Raw genomic sequence first — 22619 nt, forward strand, 5'->3', positions numbered from 1 at the left:
CTTATAATATGCATACAACCAGAAAATTTTCTAGACTCCCTTTCATTTTAATAACGAGCTTATTCTTGGTATGGGGCTTGTTCAATAACATGACCGATACACTTTTGGCTGCATTTAAGCGGATTATGAGTATGACCGATTTTCAAACCTCTTGGATACAAACGGCATTCTACGGGTCTTACTTTTGTTTGGCCATCCCAGCAGCGTTATATATAAAAAGATTTACTTATAAGTCTGGTGTTTTATTGGGTTTAGGGTTGTTTATTGGAGGGGCCATGTTGTTTTATCCAGCAAGTATAAGCATGCAATATGCTCATTTTCTGATAGCATTGTTTGTTTTGGCAGGCGGATTGGCTATTTTAGAAACTACTGCCAATCCGTATATTATTGCCATGGGACCGGAAGAAACAGCTACAAGGCGTTTAAATTTGGCCCAATCCTTTAATCCTATTGGGTCTATATTAGGAATAATTATAGGGAAAATATTTATTCTGTCTCACTTAAATATGGCTACTGCAGCTGAACGTGAGCAAATGAACAAGGTTGATTTGGAGGCCATACAACTTGAAGAATTAAATGCGGTTATGGGACCTTACGTTATTGTAGCATTGCTTTTAGTTACTTTATGGGTTATTATTTACTTTGTAAAGATGCCAGTTGCATCAGATGACGCTCAGGATTTTAATGTACTTCCTAAAGTAAAAAGATTATTAAAAAATAAAAATTACCTGATGGGTATTGTTGCTCAATTTTTTTATTGCGGAGCACAAATTGGGGTATGGTCTTTTACCATTAGGTATGTTATGCAAGAGTTTAATTTAAACGAGCAAGACGCTTCTAACTATTATTTAGCGTCCATTGTATTATTTATGTTTTCAAGATTTATATGCACTTGGCTGATGCAATTTATACAACCAAAAAAATTGTTGGTGATACTAGCTTTTGTGGCGATGATAGCCACAGCAAGCGTTATTTTTATAAAGGGCACTATAGGGGTATATTCATTGGTCTTAATTTCTGCATGTATGTCGTTAATGTATCCAACCATTTTTGGGTTGGCTATCAATGGTCTGAAGGATGATACCAAAATAGCAAGTTCTGGTTTGGTTATGGCCATAGTAGGAGGAGCTGTTCTAACACCTCTTCAGGGATTGGTTTCGGATGGGTTGCAAAGCATCAGTTACTCTTATTTTGTTCCATTAATATCTTTCTCCTTTATTCTATTTTACGGATTAATTCTTTTAAGGAAAAATGTAAACTAAAACATTAGTAAAAACAATGAAAATAAAAGGATTAGTTACAATAGGGCTAATAATACTACTTAGTTGCAAAACAGAAGTAGTTGAACCTCCAGTACCTTTTGGACCACTTCCAACTGAAAGCCAATTGGCATGGCACGATATTGAGTTTTATGCATTTATACATTTAACCATTAATACTTTCACAGATAAGGAATGGGGCTTTGGGGATGAATCTCCCGAATTATTTAATCCTACGGCGTTTGACGCAGAGCAAATAGTGCTTTCGAGTAAAAATGCAGGTATGAAAGGGTTGATTTTAACAGCAAAGCATCATGATGGATTTTGTCTGTGGCCTACCAAAACAACTGAACATAATATTACAAAGTCACCGTATAAGGACGGGAAAGGAGATATTGTTAAGGAAATTGTTGATGCGTGTAGAAAACATGGGCTAAAAGTAGGGATGTACTTGTCACCATGGGATAGAAATACAGCAACCTATGGAACCCAAGAGTATATAAAAATATTTAGAACGCAATTAACAGAATTGCTAACAAACTACGGTGATGTTTTTGAAGTGTGGTTTGATGGGGCTAATGGAGGTTCTGGATATTATGGCGGAGCTAACGAGGAACGTAAAATAGATAGATTATCGTATTACGATTGGGAGAACACCTTTAAACTAGTTCATGAATTGCAGCCTAACGCAGTTATTTTTTCTGATTTAGGACCAGGAGTCAGATGGGTTGGTACCGAAGCTGGATATTCAGGAGACCCATGCTGGCATCGTTATACACCCCATGGAAGAAATGGCAATAAACCTGGAATAGGGGAAACCATGTATTTAGAAGCATTAAATGGACATAGGGAAGGTGATTTTTGGATACCTGCTGAGACTAATACTTCAATTCGCCCCGGCTGGTTTTACCATAAACATGAAGATGATAAGGTGAAATCTCCAGAACGATTGGTCAAATTATATTATGAAAGTATAGGACATGGTACTAATTTAATATTGAATTTACCACCAGATAGAAGAGGCTTGGTACATGAGAATGACGTAGCTTCATTGACTAAGTTTAAAGAAATAATTGATGCTACTTTTTCAAAGGATTTAGCTCAAGGAGCCAGTATTAAAGCAAGTAATGTTCGTGGAAATTCATCGCGATATAGTACAGATAATCTGTTGGATAAAAATCAACAAACATATTGGACTACAGATGATGATATTACGGTATCGAATCTCATAGTAGAATTTCCTAAGGAAACAGAATTCAACGTAATTAATTTACGCGAATACATTCCATTAGGTCAGCGTATTTGGGGGTGGGCTATAGATAAATGGGAGGATAATTCTTGGAAAGAATTTGCTAAAGGAGAGTCTATTGGTAATAGAAGACTATGGAAAGGTGGGCTGCAAATCACTAATAAAATAAGAATTAGAATTACCGAAGCCCCTGTTTGTCCAACATTAACAGAAATATCGGTGCATTTAGAACCCGTACAATTAGCGCCTCCAATAATACATAGAACCGCTACTGGAAATATTAAAATAACAAGTAACGGACTCATTAGATTTACATTAGATGGTAGTGAACCAACTGAACAATCAGCTATTTATGAGAATGAAATACCTTTTGAAAAGGGTGGAACAATAAAATCAAAGGTTTTTTATAAAGGGGAAAGTAGTGAAACCACGACGTCAACCTTTACCCATAGTAAAAACCTATGGAAAATTATGGAGGCTAGTTCTTCAGAAAAAAATAGAGAAGCCACTAAACTTATTGATGATAATAAACAAACGTTTTGGCAATCCCATGAACAAGATAAAAATAAGGATATCGTAATTGATTTTGGAAAGATTTTAAATTTAAAAAGTTTTAGTGTTTTACCACGCCAAACCGAAATGAAGAATGGTATCATAACACATTATAAGTTTTATACGAGTTTAGATGGTGAAAACTGGAAGTTGGCAAAAGCTGGAGAATTCTCAAATATAATAAACAACCCGATAGAACAAGTTGTGAGTCTAGATACTATTATAAAAGCGAAGTTTATAAAGTTTAAAGCAGTTAAGGTCTTTGATGCTAATTATGCAATATTAGCTGAGTTAGGGGTTATGGTTGATTAATTTATCCACATTTTTGAGTATATCTTCTATGGTGTACATACCTTTCTCAGGAAGGGTATACAAATCATTCCTACTATTTATTCTATAATACTTTGTAAATACTGCATGTCTTTTTTCAAAAGACATATTTCAATCCTGTTGCCATGAGTGTTCATTTCCAAACGTTTGTTCATTAGTCTGTAGTTATAGGTTTCCAAAACCTTTATACATTGTAAATTCTAAGACTTAAAAATCAATAATTGGTAATTTGTTTCGCTTAAAGCGTTAGATAGTAATTGTTAGAAACATTTTAGCTGCATTTGATATTGCAACATTTTTTATATTTTAAACATAAATTTATTGTAACTTGTGTTACCAAATAACTAAACCGGTTTAGGTAATTATTTTGAAAACAATTTTTTTAAAAGATATTGCAAAACACTTAGGGCTGTCGAAAACAACCGTTTCCCTTGTCTTGAACAATAAGGGAGATGAGGCAAAGATCAGCACAATTACCCAAAAAAAGATTTTTGATTATGCTAAAAGAAACAATTATAGTCCGAACCATTTAGCTCGAGGTTTAAGTAGGGGTAAAACAGAGACGCTCGGTTTAATTGTTCCTAATATTGCTGATTCACATTATGCAGTTATTGCGCAGCAAATAGAAGAGAGAACAAAGGAAATGGGCTATACAGTAGTATTTAGTAGTTCGAATGAAAATCCTAAAGATGAAGGTAAGCTTATACGCACTATGTTAAATAGGCAAGTTGATGGCCTAATTATAGCATCGACCCAACAAAATCATAATGAAATTGAACTGTTAAAAAAAAATAATTTTCCCTTCGTTTTAATAGACCGGCATTATCCTGAAATTGATACCTATAGTATTATTTCTGATAATTTTGGGGGAGTAAAAAAGGCAACTAGACATTTGATTGAATTGGGAAGACATAAAATTGGCTTCGTTACACTGGACTCTAAATTAGAAGTCCTGAAACTTAGAAAGAAGGGATATCTGGACACCTTAAAACAAAATAATATGGAGTTTAGTATGGTTAAGGAATTGGATCAAATTAGATACAATCAAGAAATGGAGGCTGCTATTCATGATTTGATAAATGGGACAAACACAGTAGATGCCCTTATTTTTTCAACACATTATCTTACTGCTTTGGGACTAAGAGAGTTAAAAAAGAACAAAATCAATATTCCTAAAGATATAGCTGTTGTAAGTTTTGATGAAATGAGTGCTTTTGATTTACTAGACCCTCCAATTACGTCTATAATCCAACCGGTTAAGCAAATGGCGAAACAAGCTGCTGAGGTTTTGATAAATAGTATTGAAAACAAATTGATCATGGAACAAAAAGTAAATGTTCTGGAAACAGAAATGATTATAAGAAAATCTTGTGGATCGAATTAATTATTTTAATTAGTGTTAAACTGTATTTGGGAAATTATAAATATAAAAATGGATTAACTATGTCAATATTAAGATTACGATTTTATTTTAAATCAATAGGGTTTTTGATGCTACAATTTGTTTGTGCTTTGTCTAGTGCAATTGAAAAAACACCTAGCATTTTGGATGTCCCGGAAAAAATAGAACTATTCCATGGTGGCGGCGGTCATAATCACATACAAGAAATCAACGAAAGATTTAAACTCTATACAACCACTAAAAATGATATAGAAGGTTACAAAGAAAAGGTTTATGGTAGGGATTATACCTATCAGTCCATTCGGGAAGATGTGACCAAAGCTTTAATATCGAGGGCTTCAGATGGGAAGTTATTCTTTGAAATAATAACAAATAAAATACCGGAAGATTACCATAGTGATTCAGTCTCATATCTCTTTTACTCTAACATCGATTTGAACATTAGAGAGCCTTTCGACCTATTTATAAATGATGAGTTAGCTGTAACATTTATTGCCAATGAAGACGGTACCCTTAAGATATTAAGCAATCCCTTAAATGTGGGACCAGAATATATTTTAATGAAGAGAGATGCAAATAACGATGGGGTTGGTGCATTTAGATTAACTGTACCAACAACATTGGTAGGTAGGGGAAAAGAAGCACGGATAAAAGTTAATGGTCACAGAAAGGGAAGTCGGTCCTGGTTTATGATTTTTAAGGTGAAAGATGTGGTTGAACAACTAAAAATATCTGCTCTAAATGAAGTGGCTTTTAGTATTAAAGAAAATAATGGTGTTCTCCATATTGACGCACCAGCACATTTTGTAGATAAATTGATCTCTGTGGATTGTGATGGTAGAGAAAGTGAAAAAATAGCATTCAAGGAACAAGGTGGTCTGGCAAAAGCTACTATAAATATTATAGGACCTAAAGAAAACTTTAAGTTGTTCTATGGTAATGAGAGCTTTACAATAGCATTAAAAGATAAAAAGGAACCATTTGTATTATCGGATGTTGTGGGCAAATATTTTTACCACTATAACATTCAAAATACCGAAAATTTCAATCTCAGTATAGTCAAGCTTTATAAGCCATCAATGTTCGCGTCCTATTCCAATTTTTTTGATCAAAAGTATGAGAATGGTACGGTGTCCCTAATGAACTCCAGTCATCAGGACATAGCTTGGATGGATAGACCTGAAGTTTGTATTATCCTTAGGGATACCCTATTGCTAACGCCGGTTATAAGGGATGCCTTTGTTAGAGGTGATTATGGGTTTGATATCGAAGATGGCTTAATGCTTAGAGAGTACATTTCAAGGCATCCAGATTCAAAAGATAAGATAACGGCCTTGTTAAATAAAAAGCTTTTATCGGTAGGTGCATCCTATAATTGTCCCTATGAGGATATGTACGATGCAGAAGACTTAGTGCGTCAATTTTATTTGGGTAAACGATGGGTAAAAAAGACTTTTGGGGGTTATGATTCAAAGGTATATTGGAATGTTGATGTGCCTGGCAAAACGCTACAATTTCCACAAATACTAAAGAAGGCAGGTGTCGATTACATGGTTATTAGCCGCCATGCCAAAGGACTGTTTAATTGGGAAAGCCCCGATGGCAGTTCAGTATTCACTTATTCTCCGGGCCATTATGGCGATGACTATGTACAGCTTTCCAAAGCATTGAGCAACAAGATAAAATATGGTGCCGAACAAGTAGCCTATTGGAGCCAATATTACTCTAAAAAGAATACCATTGCACCCTTATTGTCCAGTTACGATATGATTCCTGCAATAGATTACACTGATTTTATTGAGGCATGGAATAGCACCAAAAATATTAAAGATGAAAAGGAAAAGGAAATACCGGTTTATTTTCCGAAAATGGAGTTAATGACCTCTGATGAATTTATGCCTTTGTCAAGTGCAAATGCAACCCAAATTAAAACCATTAAGGGGGAACGTCCCAATGTGTGGGTCTATATTCATGGCCCGGCCCACCATGAAGCTATTTCAGCCAGTAGAAAAGCGTCCAAAATTCTACCGGCAGCCGAAAAATTTCTAGCTGTAGCAAACACCATAGATCCACAAAAAGTTCCCTACCCATTTAAGGAGCTTGATGAAGCATGGCAGGCTAAAATATATCCGGATCATGGTTGGGGAGGGCATGATGGTGATATTACCGACGACTTATTTAAGGCACAATTGGTAAAATCTGAGAAACTGGGAACACAACTATTAAACACAGGAATCGATTTCATTGCAGGGCGTATAAAGACCAAAGAACATTTGGGTGTTCCTATAGTATTGTTTAATAGCCTGTCATGGCAGCGTACCGATCCCGTAAAAGTGAATTTGAACTTTCAGAAAGGAAAAGCAAAAGCACTAAATATCATTACCGCTAAAAAGGAAATCATCCCCTCTCAGTTATCCAATATCGAGTATTACGATGACAAAAGCCTTAAAAGTGCCGATGTGGTTTTTATAGCCAAAGATATACCATCCATAGGCTATAAAACCTATTATGTTGAACCATTACAACAACCGTTGAAAGCAAAACAGAACAAGGATTTTAAATCGGTATACGAAAACAATACCTATAAAATTACCTTTGGAGCTGGAGGCATTTCCCAAATTTATGATAAGGAGTTAAACCGAAACCTTTTAAGAACAGATGGATTAAAGGGTGGTGAGGTATTTACGTTGTATTCCAACGGAAATGGAGCAGGTGAATTTGGAGATATCCAGCAACCTTTTATGCAGGATTTTGATAAAGTAAGTGCCCACAACCCACAATGGAACATTATTGAAGATGGAGATGTGTATACTACATACAAGCTGGAACAACCTATTTTGTATGCTAAGGTGCAACAAGAAGTAACCGTTTACCATACCTTAAAAAGGGTGCTTTTTAAAACCAAACTATTAAATTGGGAGGGCGTGCTGTATAGGGAGTTTAGAACAGCTTTTCCCGTAGCAATAGATAAAGCTCAGATAGCCCATGAAGTTCCTTTTGGTACCGTTAAAGTAGGCAAAGATGAAATCCATACGGCGGGCGATCGTTATACAGCGCTCTGTAAAGATGTACACCCAAGAGCTATAATGGATTGGTTCTCGGCTTCGGATGATGAAATGACAGTAACATTAAGTTCTTCTGTAGCAGCAATAGATTGGATAGACCCAACAACGGAAAATAAATCTAATACATTATTACAACATGTATTGTTGGCCAGTAGAACCTCTTGCCACTGGGAAGGAAATGAATATTCACAAGAAGGAAACCATACCTTCCAGAACATATTAACCTCCAACAAAGCAGGAGAAAATACCGGAGAGCGCATTGCCAAACAAAATAACGACCCCATACGTATTGTAATCAATCCAGATAAATCGGTTCATGCCACACTCCCGGAACACCTAAGTTTCTTTAACATCGATGCGGATAATGTTATCGTCACAACCATTAAAAAGGCAGAAGATACAGACGAACTGGTCATTAGAATGTACGATGCGCAAGGAGAAGAAACATCAGTAGGATTAAAATCGTTTTTTAATATTGGAAACTATAAGCATACTAATATTATTGAAGAAAATCCGGTACCGATATCTGGATTAAAAGTTCCAAAATACAGTATTGAAACCTTTAGCTTTAAAGCCGAAAACCACTAACCAACACATCATATGAAGAGAAAAATCTTTTTTTACACGTTTGTAGCCGCATTGGGCGGATTGTTATTTGGATACGATACTGCGGTAATCAATGGGGCACTACCTTTTTTTACAGCGCATTTTCAATTAACCCCCTCTATGCAGGGGTGGGCAGTTAGCTCGGCATTAATAGGCTGTATTTTAGGAGCCTTTTTTATTGGGAAACTGGGGGATCAGTTTGGAAGGCGAAATATGCTTCGTATCATGGCCCTGTTTTTTTTGGTTTCTGCATTGGGTTCTGGATTGGCCAATAGTTTAAACGCCTTTGTAATTTATAGATTGCTTGGGGGTATTGCCATTGGAGGAGCCTCTGTACTGTCTCCTATGTATATTACTGAAATAGCACCGCCAAAATATAGGGGAAGATTGACAATAACCTTTCAATTATCAATAGTCCTAGGTATTTTGGTTGCTTTTTTTGCAGATTATTTACTGTTGGATATAGGTAAGAACAACTGGCGATGGATGTTTGCCTCCGAAAGTATTCCAGCCTTACTTTTTCTAATTCTGCTGTTCTTTGTATCAAGAAGCCCACGCTGGTTAATTGCAAAGGAGAGACATAATGAAGCCATACTTGTACTGAAAAGTGTTGGCAATGAAGAGGATGTACAAGTAACCTATAATGAAATAAAGGAGTCTATTAAGGCAGATGCTATTGATGCAAGTAAAACCCTTTGGAGAAAACCTTACTTTAAGCTGGTCGTTATTGGAATTCTTGTAGGTATGTTTAATCAGTTTACAGGTATAAACATTGTTATGTATTATGCCACCGATATATTTAGGATGGCCGGTTTTTCAACAGAGTCTGCCATTGGTCAGACCGTACTAATAGGCTTAACCAATTTGATTTTTACCCTTATTGCCATGCAGCTCATTGACAGGATAGGAAGAAAAAGACTTTTACTTATAGGGTCCATAGGGATGACCTTGTTCTTGGGAATTTTTACTTTTTTCTTTTTAAAAGCCGAAATGAGTGTTGTTCTGGTGGTATGTCTCATAGGTTTTGTGGCCTTTTTTGCGGCTTCTCAAGGTGCCGTTATATGGGTTTTGTTTTCCGAAATGTTTCCCAATAACATTAGATCTAGGGGCGTGGCGATAGGAACTTTTTCGCATTGGTTTTTTAATGGGTTAACCTCGTTTTTATTCCCAATAATTGTAGGTGCGTTTTCTGGTAGTACTGGAGCTGGATATATTTTCGCATTTTACACCGTTGCTACCTTAATAAGTTATTTCTTTTATAAAAAGTATCTTATAGAAACCAAAGGAAAGTCCTTAGAGCAAATTGAAAAAGAATTATTTAAGACAGATATAGAATAAAATGGGTTTGGAATCGTATAACATTTGTGAAAAAGGATTTACCCCATTTCTGGTTGATGATGGGTGGCAAGTAGCACAGCTCAATTATATAGCTACCCAGCATATTGATAAAATTGATAAAGTAGAAGTGCATAGACTAACTGATGAAGCATTTATCTTGTTGGAAGGCAAAGCAACACTTATTGTATTAAATAAAGATGATAAATTAAGTTTTTCAGCTCATATAATGCTTCCTCAAGTAACTTATAACATTCCAAAAGGGTTATGGCATAATATTGCCATGGAAAAAGGAAGTAAGGTGTTGATTGTTGAAAAGTCAAATACCCATTTAAATGATGTTGAATATTTTTATTTGACTAAAAAACAGATATCCGATTTGAGATATGAAATAGATAAACTAAAGGAATTATAATGAGTGTTATAAATTTAAAAGGAAAAAAAGCCTTAATTACAGGAGGTTCACAAGGGATAGGAGCTGAGATCTGTAGAGAATTGGCCTCATGCGGAGCAGATATTTTTATAAACTACAACAACAATAAGGAAAAAGCCGAACAATTGGCTTTACAAATTAAAGACCAATATGAGGTAAAAGTCTTTAGTGGTAAAGCAGACGTTGCAAATGCTAAAGAGGTCCAAGCGATGTTTCAACTTATGGACGAGCACTTGGGAAGTATAGATGTTTTAATCAACAATGCTGGTACAGAGACCTGCCACCATATACTGGATTTAGATGAGAAAGAATGGGACAGGGTAAATCATGTAAACCTAAAAGGCGCTTTTTTGTGTGCTCAACAGGCTGGTAGGCGTATGGAAAAAAAAGGCGGAGGCGTCATCATAAATATTACTTCCATACATGATACCGTTCCCCGAAAAGGATTTACCCATTATTGTGTTGCCAAAAGTGGTTTAAAAATGTTTACCAAAAGCCTGGCTTTAGAACTTGCAGAACATAATATTAGAGTTTTATCGGTAGCTCCTGGAGCCATTGAAACCGAGATGAACCGTAAGGAAATTGCCAATTTTGGTGTAGAGAAATTTAATAACTGGATTCCACAGGGAAGAATTGGAACAGTCAAGGATGTTTCGCCAACAGTAGCCTTTTTGTGTTCAGATCTGGCAAGTTATATAACAGGCACCGAAATATATATAGACGGTGGGTATATGCAATCGACCATTCAGTATGATCCAAGACCAACTAGAAAAATATAATAAAAAAATTTATATGTAAATGGATTCATTTGTTTTCTATATAGGCAGCTATACAAAAACAATTTCACCGGAAATCGTAGGTAAGGGTGAGGGTATTTATACTGTTGAATTGAATAATAAAACAGGAGAGCTTAAACTGTTGCATGTAGAATCTACGGTCAATCCCAGTTATTTGGTTGTGGACAAACATAACAAGTTTTTATATTGTAATACAGAAGTAGCATCAAAAGAAGCTCCTAAAGTAAAAGCCTATAGGATTAAGAACGATTTTTCACTAGACTTGTGTAATGAGTTACCAATAAATGGTGGGTTTCCCTGTCATATAGAAAAAGTTGAAGATCATATTTTAGTGTCCTGTTATGAAACCGGAAACCTACTTCAATTTTCGTTGGATGAATCGGGTCGCCTTTCAGAATGTGTCACAAATCATAAGCATTCGGGATCCAGTAGCAATAAAGAACGTCAAGAAGCACCACATGTACACCAAGTTGCCATTCGGCCCAAAACAAAAGAAATTTATGCCTGCGATCTAGGAACTGATACCCTTAATGCGTATGTTTTTGATAATGGTCATTTAAAGCCCAAAACTGAGCTTGATGTAAATGTTACTAAGGGAGGTGGACCAAGACATATGGTTTTTACAAAAAACGGAAAATTTGCTTATGTTGTCAATGAGCTCACGGGAGGAGTATCAATCTTAGAATTACGCGATGGTAAGCTGCAACACATAGATACTATTAATTCACTGCCCTCTAACTACAAAGGCATACCCAGTGCATCGGCCATAAGAATACACCCCAATGACAGCTACCTGTATGTTGGAAATAGAAAGACCGATACAATTACTATTTTTAAGATTAATGATGAACAATTACAACTTATAGGTCATACATATACAGGAGGAAAAGAGCTTAGGGAATTTAATATAACCCCTAATGGAAAATGGCTAATAGCCTGCCATCAAGACTCACATGATACCATCGTTTACTTAATAGAAAAAGATGGTACGCTTACCCAAAAATTTGCAACCAAAGTCATGAAAACACCAGTATGCGTAGCATTTTTAAATTAATGAAATTTTAAAGAAAAACACGAATGAAATTAGGTTTTGGACTATATCGCCATATGCTCAACGAAGCACATTACAAATTCGCTAAGCAATGTGGTGCAACCCACTTGGTAGTCCACTTGGTAGACTATTTTGGTCATGAAAAGAACAATAAAACTGAAGCCAATCAGCCAATAGGAGAAAGTGAAGGCTGGGGTGATGCAGGAGATGGTAAATTATGGTCTTTGGAAATGTTACTGAAATTAAAAAAAGAGATCAATGCACATGGTTTGGAATTGGAGGCCATTGAAAATTTTGATCCTTCTATATGGCACGATATTCTTTTGGATGGTTCGAAAAAGGAAGCACAAATGGAACTGGTAAAAGAACAGATTAGAATTGTTGGCAAGGCTGGAATTCCTGTATTTGGATATAATTTTTCCTTGGCCGGCGTTTCAAGCAGGACCATTGGACCATATGCTAGAGGAAATGCCCAATCTGTAGGTATGGAAGGCGAGCCAGATAAAACGCCAATACCAAATGGCATGGTATGGAACATGATTTATAATAGACATGCTCCAAAGGGAACACTGCCCAGTATTGATCATGATGAGCTATGGAAACGTTTACAGTACTTTTTGGATCATATCATTCCCGTTGCCGAAGAGGCAGGGGTTAAGATGGCGGCACATCCAGATGATCCGCCCATGCCCTATATAAGAAACACTCCCAGATTGGTTTATCAACCCCATATGTACCAAAAGTTAATTGACATGAAAACTAGTACATGTAATAATTTAGAGTTTTGTCTGGGGTCCATAGCAGAAATGACAGAAGGAGATGTTTATAGTGCTACTGATAGTTACAGTAAACAAAATAAGATAGCCTATATTCATTTTAGAAATGTTATTGGTAAAGTACCCCATTACAAAGAAGTATTTGTAGATGAGGGCGATATCGATATGCTAAGGATACTAAGGATATTAAAAAAGAACAATTTTACTGGAGTATTGATTCCCGATCATACACCGCAAATGACTTGCGAAGGCCCTTGGTATGCAGGTATGGCCTATGCGATGGGCTATATGAGAGCGGCTTTAAATAGTGTTAATAGTGAGTAGCTAGAGCAGGATTACAAAATTTCAGACTCTACTATGTTGTATATTGGTTAGAGTTTTTCATGAAACTGTTGATTATATATAGGAGAATAGATTAAAGTTATTATTTAAAGAAAGTGAGTAGTTCAACTGCCAAATATTGGATATCCCATGAGATTGAATTAAGAGTTAGTTCTAGGAATCTAGTTTATCTCTTTTTTATAATAGCTCTATTATCGATCTTAAATGCAAATTCCCAAGATAAAGACAGCGTACCTGACCTTTTGGTGAGTAAGTTGGAAGCGGTCTCAAAGAATAAAGCAATTGAATCTGTCTATCTCCAAACCAGTAAGGGTATTTATGAAACTGGCGAGGATCTATGGTTTAAGGGCTATGTGTTGGACAGTCGGTATTTAACATTATCGGAGAAGAGTAAGACCCTCTATGTACAATTGATTGAGGACATCAGTAAGAAACCAGTTTGGGAAGAGAGGTATGAAATAGAGTATGGTTTTGTAGATGGCCATATCTACGTGCACGACAGCCTGCAAGATGGCAACTATACCTTGGCAGCTTATACGCCCCATTCATTTTTCAATGACGGACAACCCATAAAATCGGTTCGCCAATTGCGGATTGCAAAAAACATAACCAGTTACCACCAAACAAAAAAAGACACTGTTCCAACAGAAGAAAGTAAAGGCGAAAAGATTGATTTTCAACTGTTCCCTGAAGGGGGGCATTTGGTATCAGGTATCCAAAGCAAGGTTGCCTTTAAAGCTGTAAATGCCAATGGTAGCCCGAAAACCGTTTCAGGAACCCTATTTGAGAACAATATTTCCATAAAAACCTTAAAAACGAGCCATGCTGGTATGGGAACGTTTACGTTTACCCCGGTCAAGGGCAACCACTATCATATAGAGCTGGACTCCTTGACCACAAAAAAGCCATATGGGATACCCGATATAAAATCAAAAGGACAAGTTTTACAATTAGTTGGCCATACCAAGGACAATGTAACTTTTAAAGTCTCAAAACACACAGCCGATAAAGAGACCGTATATCTAAGAGTTCAGGTTAGGGGCGTGGTGTATAGCATTGCCAGGGCAGAAGTAGAAAAAGAACGGCTCATAAAGATACCCTTAAAGGATATGCCCCAAGGTATAGCCGAAGTGACCTTATTCAACAAAGATCTAGAACCAACGGCAGAACGGTTGGTTTATGTAAACCATGACCAAAGACTAAACATAAAAACCATTCTAGACAAAGGCGAATATTTAACCAAAGATAAAGTCCAACTAAAGCTAAAGGTAACCGACCAAAACAACCAACCCATAGTAGCCCATTTGGGCTTAAGTGTGTTTGATAGGGCATACCAAAACCTAAAGGATGGAAAGACCATAGAAACACATTACCATTTATCTACCCAGTTAAAAGGGAAGTTATATAACCCTGGTTATTATTTTAATGAAAAGAACAAGAACCGAAAAGAAGCCCTGGATGTATTGCTGTTGGCTCAAGGCTGGAGGGCCTATGAGTGGGCAGAACCTAATTTAATACAAGAAAGAGAGAAAACACATCCTGTATTAAACGATACCGTAACGGGGAAACTTTGTGCAAAGAACAAAAAAGCACAAGGAATATTAACAGACCAATACGTCATGGCGTTCACCGCAGATAAACAAAGTTCAAAGATGTTTATAGATGTAGATTCTGTTGGAAGTTTTAAAGTACTTCCAGAGCACCTGCAACAGGCAAAGAGAGGGTACCTATATTTAAAGCCATTGCTGAACGACCCGAAAGCAAAAAAGGACATTACAATTGAGGACCCTTCATTTGCAAGGATCAATGGTTTAATAAAGCAGAAACCCTTTGGTTATTCCCAGACTTTTAATGAGGAATTTCAAATAAAGATAGATTTAAGGCCATTTGTAGTAGCCAATGATGTAAACAAGCTAGATGAAGTCGTGGTGTCTGGCAAAAAACAACGTGTGTTTAGGGATAAATATATGGGAACACTGGATAGTTTGGCTAAATTGGATATGACTACGGATTATGTTGGAGTACAATGTGGAGTATTAAATTGTCCTATACACGATTTGGATAAAAGTAAAAAACCTATAGAAGGAAAGAGATATTATTATGAGACAGGCTTTAAATGGGTTAATGAAAGAGGTGGCCCATATACTATATCAGGCTCGGGCCAATTGGTATATAGTTACCCTCAACTTGAGGAATCCGAGCTTTTAAAAAAATTCAATTTAGGTAGGATTAAAGGCTATTATGGCAAAAAAGAATTTTACGCTCTGGTTTATGATGCCTTAGAACAGGTTGACGGTTTTCCAGATTATCGTAATACGTTGTATTGGAAACCAGATATGATAACCAATGAAAAAGGCGAGGCAGAAATTGAGTTTTACACTTCAGATATCAATACTGGATTTATTGGAATTGTTGAAGGTGTTAGTGGTAATGGGCAGTTGGGAAGACAAACCTTTGAGTTTCGGGTTAGGAAACGAGAACAATAAAACCTCTGGGTTTAAAAATTAAAAATATTGATAGTCACTATTAAAAATTAAGTTTGTTATTATTTGACAAATGGTTTTAAATTGAATCAAATTAATTGTTTCAGTTGGGGTATAATTACTTTAAATAAGAAAATAAGAGTGTTTAAACGACTTAATCTATTTATGTATGAGCTATTTAAAACAATTAAAAAAGGGTATATCCAAAAATTAATGATAACGAAGTAAAATAGGAATTATAATTCCTATACCTTTTAATTAAAGGACTGTTAAATTGGTAATTTAGTTCAAAACTATATTTTTCATTAAAATTGTAACCTATCCCTATACGCGCTTCGGTATCTGTACCAAGGTCTAAATGGCCACCATTTTCAAAATCTATCTTCGAGGATTTCATCCTTATATTAAAAAAAGAAACAGAACCATTGTAAAAAAGTTTAGAACCATTTTTTAAAAAAGAATAGTATCTTAAACCAACAGGAACATTTATAGTTGTATAATTAGCGGTTATTTTTTGACTTGTAATGACGGCCGATTGGGAAACATAATCTATTTCAGACTTATAGGATTGAAAAGTAGGTTCTAAAGTCACAGAAAATGAATTGTTTCTAAAAGGTAAAAAAACTTCAAGTTCAGCACCTACTCTAAAGGAAAGTTTATTGCCAAAATCAACATCATAATTTACAGCACCAGTTGAAGAAGATATTTTATTATATTCTAAAGATCGACTATTGATTCCAGGTCTAATATTAAGTTTTAGTAAGCTTTTATGTTTTTCCTTTTTTTCAAAATTAATATATTCCGAATCATTACATTGGTTTTCATTAACAAAAAAATTAATTAAGTCCTTCTTATTGTAGTCAATACTTTCAATGCTACTAAGTGTAAGTTTTTGGCATTTCAAGTTGTTTCGTAGTTGTAAAATGTAAGTTTTGTTTTCTTGAATTTGCATATTAGAAGTCCTAAAAGTTTTAAAAATAAGCTGTTCAATGTCAGAATCTTTAGTGCTGTAAAAAAACTTTGTAGATTCATTTTTGTATGAGTACAAATTGGCACTGCCCTCAACCAATACCTTTAAAAAAACTTCCTTTTCGCTAAAAACCGGATCCTTAATATAGGACAATTCATTTGTCTTTTCACTGGATTGGTCAATATTAACTTTACTTCTATAAAACTTCAATTTATTATAGATTCCAAATTCTTTGGTAGATTTTATGGTTAAAACCCTAGAGTTATTTTCTTGATCTAATTTGTATTCAAATTCAGTTGGGTTTTCGCCCCAGTCAAGATTTTTAATCAAGCAATCAACCTTAAAGCCATAGTTGTCAATATAGTAGCCTTTTTCAAATAAATTTTGGGAATAACAAATGTATGTGAAACATAACGTCATTATAAAAATTGTGATAGTTTTATTTAGTTTAGATCGTTTCATATAAAAAAATAAAATAAAAATAATCTAGTAAAAGTAATAATATTATTATATTACAGAAAGAAAAATCTTTTAAGAATTAGAGAAAAAACAAATAAATTTTTCAGTGTTAATAGGTCTGTTCAACAGAGCCATTAATGAAATAAGTTAAGTTTTGTAGATACAATATTGAGTTGGCGATATACCGGTATAACGCTTAAAAACCGTGGCGAAGTAGGAAGACGAACTAAAGGCTAAATTATAGGCCACATCCTGAATACTATTCGACGTATCCATTAAAAGCTCCTTAGCTTTTTCTATTTTTTGCCTTAAAATATAATCAGAAGGAGAATATCCCATGTCCTTTTTAAACTTGTACTTAAAATGCGATAACGACAGGTTGCACAATTGGGCCAACTGCTCCAAGGGAAGTGTCTCTCTAAGGTTGTTGTTAATATAAGTACAAATATCGGCTATTTCCCTACTTATAATTTGATTAGAATGTTTGTTCCCAAACTCTAAGACGTTCAATAGAAAATGTAGCAGTAAATTTGATATTTTAATTTTGTCCAAGCCACTAATTGGATGCTCACAAATTTTGTAAATAGCATTAAGGTCATGCTTTAGCCTATCAGAGCCTTTAAATTTCCTATTTGATTTTAAGTTCATGAGGCTTTCTACTAATAATTTCGTGTCTTTTTTTGTTAAATTTAAAAGCCTTTGGTTTTTATTGGGAACTTCTATAATCAACCAAAATAAACGTCCGCGTTCTTCTGGAAAACTTTTTGTACCATGCTCTTCCCCGGGAAAGGTGAGTAAAAGGTCCCCACCATTTATTCTATAGTCCTCCCCCTGAATATGGTAATATTGTGTGCCTTTCTCCAAAAAGCATATTTCAATCATATTGTCATGGGTGTGCATTTCTAGGCTTTTGTTCATTTGCCTGTAGTTATAAGTTCCCAAAACTTTTATACATTCAAATCCTAAGGCTTCAAAATCAATAATTTGACGTTCGTCGGTCGAGATCTTATCAAGTTCCTGCATCTTTGAAATAGTATTATCGTACTAAAATTAATAATATTTTTTCAATTTTTGGTTTTCTTTGATATTCTATAACTTAAGATAAAGAAATGAGGTTTAAAGAGTTTATTTAATTTAATATACTTATGAATACAGTAATAAAATGGGAAAATGACCAAGAGCTTTTCAAAATTGCTAAAGAAGAGTTGTTCGTTGCCCTAGTGGGTGATGTAATGGATAAGATGGGGTATTTACACCAATTTCTCTCACCAAACATAAAGCCTTTAAGAAAGGATATGGTTACCATAGGAAGGGCTATGACCGTGCTGGAAGCAGATACTTTTGAAGAGTCTTCAAGACAAACAAATAATCCTTTGATGAAGAAACCCTTTGGGATCATGTTTGAAGCACTTGACAGTTTAAAAGAAAATGAAGTCTATATATGTGCAGGAGCTTCACCACGCTATGCGTTATGGGGAGGTTTAATGAGTACAAGAGCTTTAAAATTAAAAGCCGCAGGAGCTGTAGTTGATGGTTATTCAAGAGATACCAATGAAATAGAAAAACTAAATTTCCCAACATTTTCATTGGGAACCTATGCCCAAGATCAAGGGCCAAGAGGAAAAGTCATCGATTACAGGGTGCCTATTGAATTTAACGGTGTTCGTATAAACCCTGGTGATATTGTTTATGGAGATAGGGATGGCGTGTTAATTATTCCTCAAGAAATAGAAAAAGAAGCATTTACTGGAGCCATTGAAAAAGCGAGAGGTGAGAAATTAGTTCAGAAAGCTTTGGAGGAAGGGATGAGTACTGTGGATGCTTTTGAAAAATTTGGAATTATGTAATTATTTAACAATGGATCTATTTAATAAAAATATTTTAGTTACTGGGGCTGCTGGTTTTGGAGTGGGTAATGGGGTTGCAATTGCATTATCAAAAATGGGTGCCCGGGTTATTATAAATGCCAGAACGTTAGAAAAAGCCCAAGCTGTTGCTAATACCTTGCCCAATGCTATAGCAGTAGCTGCCGATATAACCAAAGATGACCAAGTGGAAGCCATGTTTTCAACCATAGCCAAACAAGTAGGGGTCATACATGGTTTAGTAAATAATGCCGGTATTGGACTAAGTAAAGAAGCACATAAAGTAACCGATCAGGAGTTTGACAATCTATACAATATTGATGTAAGAGCTGTATGGAAACTTTCAAAATTATTTGCTAATCAACTTATTAAAAATAATACAGCGGGCAGTATCATTAATATCTCTTCGGTACATGCTTCGGCAACCATTTCTAAGTACGCCGTTTATGCCAGTGCAAAAAGTGCAGTAGAAGGGTTAACCATGGGTATGGCCGTAGAACTTGGAAAACACAATATTAGGGTAAATGCAGTAGCGCCTGGATATGTGCATGCAGAACAGAATTTTGAGTTGATTAAAACTTTTGCTGATGATCCCGAACTTTGGGTAGAAAATCATACCAAAGATTATCAAAGTTTACCCTTTGAAATACAAGCAGAAGATTGCGGAAATGTGGTTGGCTTTTTAGCCTCAGATTTCAGTAGGGCCATTACCGGTCAGGTAATTTATGTTGATAATGGAACAACCTCTATGTTGTATAACAATTCATTTATTGAAAAATAAAAAAAATGACAATTAATAGGATTACTTGTTTTGAGGTTATAGTTCCAGCACACCCCGGAGCTATTGAAAGTAAGGGTTTCAATAAAGGGTTGCATAAATTGCCTTTGGGAGCCAAAGCAGGTTGGAGTGTTCAATTTGATGAGGTTCCCAAGCTAATAGTGCAATTAGAACTAAAAAATGGCATCATTGGATGGGGAGAGCTGTACAGAAGCCATAATTGGATAACTGTAGATGCTATAAGCGAATTATTGCTTGGACAGGATATTGAAAAATTAACATTACAAAAATTACCTTTTGCCTTTTCTAGGGAATACGACGGATTTGAGTGTGCCATTTGGGATGCTTATGCAAAACTGAAGGGCGTACGGGTAGTAGATTTGCTAGGAGGCCCTTTAAAGGATAAAGTTAAAGTGGGGGCATGGTCAAGCCATCGCAGTCAAGAAGATATAGCTGATTTAGCTTTAAAGTTTCATAATATGGGTTATACCTGTATGAAGTTTAAAAGCGATTTAGAGGATGACGTTATAGGATGGTGCAGAACAATTGCTGAAACCGTTCCTGAAATGCAGGTTATTTTAGACCCTAACGAGCGTTGGTTACATGCTTTTGAGGCTAAAAAACGCATTGACGGCTTACAGGAAATAGGTAATATTTTATGTCTCGAAGATCCACTGCCCCGTTGGCAATTAAATGAGTATCATCAATTAAGAAACTATGCATCTGTACCCATAGTACTTCATGTGTCATTGCCCTACATCATACACGGACAAAGAATTAAAGATAGCATTCAGGCGATTCAACTAAGTGCGGTTGATGGGTTTAACTTTAACTGCGGATTGGCAGATTTTCAGAGACTGGATCATATAGCGTCGGCGGCAGAATTAAACTGTTGGCATGGTTCCGAAATAGACCTTGGCATTTTAGAAGCCATGTACATACATTCTGCAGCTGCTGCGGCATCCTGCAACTGGCCAAGCGATATTTTTGGCCGATTAATACGTGAGCACGACTTGTTAAAGTCACCTTTAAAGATTGAGGCGCCCTATGCTCATTTACCACAAGGATTAGGCTTAGGTATAGAGGTAGATATGGACGCTGTTACGCATTACCAAACAAAACAAAAAGCATATACATTATGAACAACCCATTTACTGGTATAGATAAAAACAAAGAAGCCATTTGGGACATGGTGGTTAGAAGAGATATTGAAGCTTTTGTAAACCAAGACTGGAAAATGGTAGAAAATGATTTTCATGAAGAAGGTTTCATGGGAATTGACGGGGGAAAATCCCAAAGTATTGACCAATGGAAATTAAGCTTTCCAAATTTAGAAAGTTATAAGATCTCATGGCTGCAACAGGCTAAGGAGTTCCATGAAACCGCATGGGGTGAAGATGTAACCGAAGCACTGCATAGAGTAACCATATTACAAGACATAGAAATTATAGGAGATGCCGCATTGTTGCACAAAAAGTTTGTAGGTGACATAAAAAAAGCGGATGGGGGTTATGTTGAAACCAATTGGCAGACATTATACAGATGCAGAAAAATAAATGGACAATGGAAAATGGTAGGATTTACAGGATATCTACCGTTTTTTAGTGTCAATTCCAACGCTAATCTACAAGCAGCAAAACAGATGCCAGCAAATGCAAGCCAGCATGTTACCGCAGGGCCTTATTCACCGGTTTTAGAAGTGAATCCGAGTAAACTGGTTGTTATTTCCGGGCAAGCTGCCATAGATAAACAGGGAAATGTTATAGGGGATACCATAGAGGAACAAACGGTATATATGATGGATAATTGCAGCATTCAGTTGGCGTCTGCCGGATGTACCCTAAATGATGTATTCAAAGTAAATGTGTTTATAAAAGATTTAGCCGATTGGCCAAGATTCAATGCTGTTTATAAAAATTATTTTAAGGATCCAAAACCTGTTCGTACAGCAGTGCAAACAGGATTGTTAATGAATCTGGTGGTTGAAATTGAAATGTGGGCCGCTAAAAAATAAAAATAAGGAATCATGATTTGGGATCAATTAACAACATCAGAATTAAGTAAGATAGCCAAAAATATACCGGTTATCCTTACTATGGCTGCAACCGAACAACATGGAAAGCATTTGCCACTCGCAACCGATAGACTTATAGGAGAACATTTTGCTAATGAGCTGCATAAGGCTATCCCCGATAAGGTACTAGTGCTGCCTTCTATTAGTATAGGATGTTCTTCACATCATATGGATTTTTCAGGAACACTTACCATTAGCCATGACACATTTATACGACAGGTTGAGGATATAGTTAAATCGGTGATAGAGCATGGATTTAAAAATATCATCCTTTTAAATAGCCATGGCGGGAATCAGGCCGTTGGGCAAGTATTGGTGGAAAAGTTAGGCTATGAAAATCCCACGGCAAATATCATTATGGTAACGTGGTGGAAATTAGCATCCGAGGCCTTATTCACTTTAAATGAAAGTGGTAAAGGCGGCGTTGGGCATGCCGGGGAGTTTGAAACGTCATTAATGTTAAATATTGCCCCACACTTAGTACATCTGGATAAAATTGAAAAAGGAAAACATACCGATACGTTTTCTTGGAGTGAGGGTGATATGTTGCGGGGACCCAAGGCATCCTACTACAGATCAACTAAGGAAATGACCACTAATGGTGTTTTTGGAGATCCAGAATACGGGACTTTAGAAAAAGGAAAACAAATTTCGAAATTGGTTGTTGATGATTTAAAAAACATCATTAATGACCTTTTAAATATTAAATAAGATTAATGAAAGATACATTAAACATTCATAACTAAAATTTAGATACACTGTAAAAATAGTTTTGGAAAGCTACATTTAACCT

17 protein-coding genes are annotated in these 22619 nt (G+C 35.8%); 15 read left to right on the forward strand and 2 right to left on the reverse strand.

What is annotated here, in order from left to right; translation table 11 throughout:
• Window positions 1-8 precede the first annotated feature (8 nt).
• The 10 genes from fucP to MR053_RS11195 all read left to right on the forward strand — a co-directional run bounded on the left by fucP (window position 9) and on the right by MR053_RS11195 (window position 15683).
• A complete protein-coding gene (fucP, locus tag MR053_RS11150) occupies window positions 9-1262 on the forward strand; it encodes an L-fucose:H+ symporter permease (RefSeq protein ID WP_242132512.1) in 1254 nt (417 codons plus the stop codon).
• Between the two features lie 16 nt (window positions 1263-1278).
• Complete coding sequence (locus MR053_RS11155; RefSeq protein ID WP_242132513.1) at window positions 1279-3372, forward strand: alpha-L-fucosidase; 2094 nt, start codon at window positions 1279-1281, stop codon at window positions 3370-3372.
• A gap of 385 nt (window positions 3373-3757) precedes the next feature.
• Window positions 3758-4774: a LacI family DNA-binding transcriptional regulator gene (locus MR053_RS11160; protein ID WP_242132514.1), complete on the forward strand. Its 1017-nt coding sequence runs from the start codon at window positions 3758-3760 to the stop codon at window positions 4772-4774.
• 59 nt (window positions 4775-4833) lie between these two features.
• Window positions 4834-8445, forward strand: a complete 3612-nt coding sequence (locus MR053_RS11165) for a glycoside hydrolase family 38 N-terminal domain-containing protein (RefSeq protein WP_242132515.1) — start codon at window positions 4834-4836, stop codon at window positions 8443-8445.
• A gap of 12 nt (window positions 8446-8457) precedes the next feature.
• On the forward strand, window positions 8458-9801 hold the full coding sequence (locus tag MR053_RS11170; protein WP_242132516.1) for a sugar porter family MFS transporter: 1344 nt from the start codon (window positions 8458-8460) through the stop codon (window positions 9799-9801).
• 1 nt (window position 9802) lies between these two features.
• Window positions 9803-10213: a hypothetical protein gene (locus MR053_RS11175; protein WP_242132517.1), complete on the forward strand. Its 411-nt coding sequence runs from the start codon at window positions 9803-9805 to the stop codon at window positions 10211-10213.
• Window positions 10213-11010 carry an SDR family NAD(P)-dependent oxidoreductase gene (locus tag MR053_RS11180; RefSeq protein ID WP_242132518.1) on the forward strand — a complete coding sequence of 266 codons (798 nt, stop codon included), beginning with the start codon at window positions 10213-10215 and terminating at the stop codon, window positions 11008-11010. Before MR053_RS11175 ends, MR053_RS11180 begins: the two co-directional genes overlap by 1 nt.
• 19 nt (window positions 11011-11029) lie before the next feature.
• Window positions 11030-12082, forward strand: a complete 1053-nt coding sequence (locus MR053_RS11185; RefSeq protein WP_242132519.1) for a lactonase family protein — start codon at window positions 11030-11032, stop codon at window positions 12080-12082.
• Window positions 12083-12105: 23 nt separating this feature from the next.
• The gene (locus MR053_RS11190) at window positions 12106-13179 is read left to right on the forward strand and encodes a mannonate dehydratase (protein WP_242132520.1); all 1074 of its coding nucleotides are present in this window, start codon (window positions 12106-12108) and stop codon (window positions 13177-13179) included.
• Between the two features lie 113 nt (window positions 13180-13292).
• On the forward strand, window positions 13293-15683 hold the full coding sequence (locus MR053_RS11195; protein WP_242132521.1) for a hypothetical protein: 2391 nt from the start codon (window positions 13293-13295) through the stop codon (window positions 15681-15683).
• A gap of 184 nt (window positions 15684-15867) precedes the next feature.
• Here the strand turns inward: MR053_RS11195 and MR053_RS11200 are convergent, their stop codons facing one another.
• Window positions 15868-16980 carry a porin family protein gene (locus MR053_RS11200; protein ID WP_242132522.1) on the reverse strand — a complete coding sequence of 371 codons (1113 nt, stop codon included), beginning with the start codon at window positions 16978-16980 and terminating at the stop codon, window positions 15868-15870.
• A gap of 276 nt (window positions 16981-17256) precedes the next feature.
• Window positions 17257-18132 (reverse strand): AraC family transcriptional regulator, encoded by an 876-nt coding sequence (locus MR053_RS11205; protein ID WP_242132523.1) that lies wholly within the window; start codon window positions 18130-18132, stop codon window positions 17257-17259.
• Between the two features lie 122 nt (window positions 18133-18254).
• On the opposite strand from MR053_RS11205, the gene MR053_RS11210 reads away from it, so the two are divergent.
• From MR053_RS11210 to MR053_RS11230, 5 genes are read left to right on the forward strand one after another with little or no spacing between them, the layout of a single operon-like run.
• Window positions 18255-18956 carry an RraA family protein gene (locus tag MR053_RS11210; RefSeq protein ID WP_242132524.1) on the forward strand — a complete coding sequence of 234 codons (702 nt, stop codon included), beginning with the start codon at window positions 18255-18257 and terminating at the stop codon, window positions 18954-18956.
• Between the two features lie 10 nt (window positions 18957-18966).
• Window positions 18967-19755, forward strand: coding sequence for an SDR family NAD(P)-dependent oxidoreductase (locus tag MR053_RS11215; protein WP_242132525.1), 789 nt, complete (start codon window positions 18967-18969; stop codon window positions 19753-19755).
• A 5-nt stretch (window positions 19756-19760) separates the two neighbouring features.
• Window positions 19761-20894, forward strand: a complete 1134-nt coding sequence (locus MR053_RS11220; protein ID WP_242132526.1) for a mandelate racemase/muconate lactonizing enzyme family protein — start codon at window positions 19761-19763, stop codon at window positions 20892-20894.
• Window positions 20891-21766 carry a RidA family protein gene (locus MR053_RS11225; protein WP_242132527.1) on the forward strand — a complete coding sequence of 292 codons (876 nt, stop codon included), beginning with the start codon at window positions 20891-20893 and terminating at the stop codon, window positions 21764-21766. The genes MR053_RS11220 and MR053_RS11225 overlap by 4 nt, the downstream gene beginning before the upstream one ends.
• A gap of 12 nt (window positions 21767-21778) precedes the next feature.
• Window positions 21779-22537 (forward strand): creatininase family protein, encoded by a 759-nt coding sequence (locus MR053_RS11230; RefSeq protein ID WP_242132528.1) that lies wholly within the window; start codon window positions 21779-21781, stop codon window positions 22535-22537.
• Window positions 22538-22619 lie beyond the last annotated feature (82 nt).

The sequence above is a fragment of the Aestuariivivens marinum genome (genome assembly GCF_022662175.1).
GTDB lineage: Bacteria > Bacteroidota > Bacteroidia > Flavobacteriales > Flavobacteriaceae > Aestuariivivens > Aestuariivivens marinum.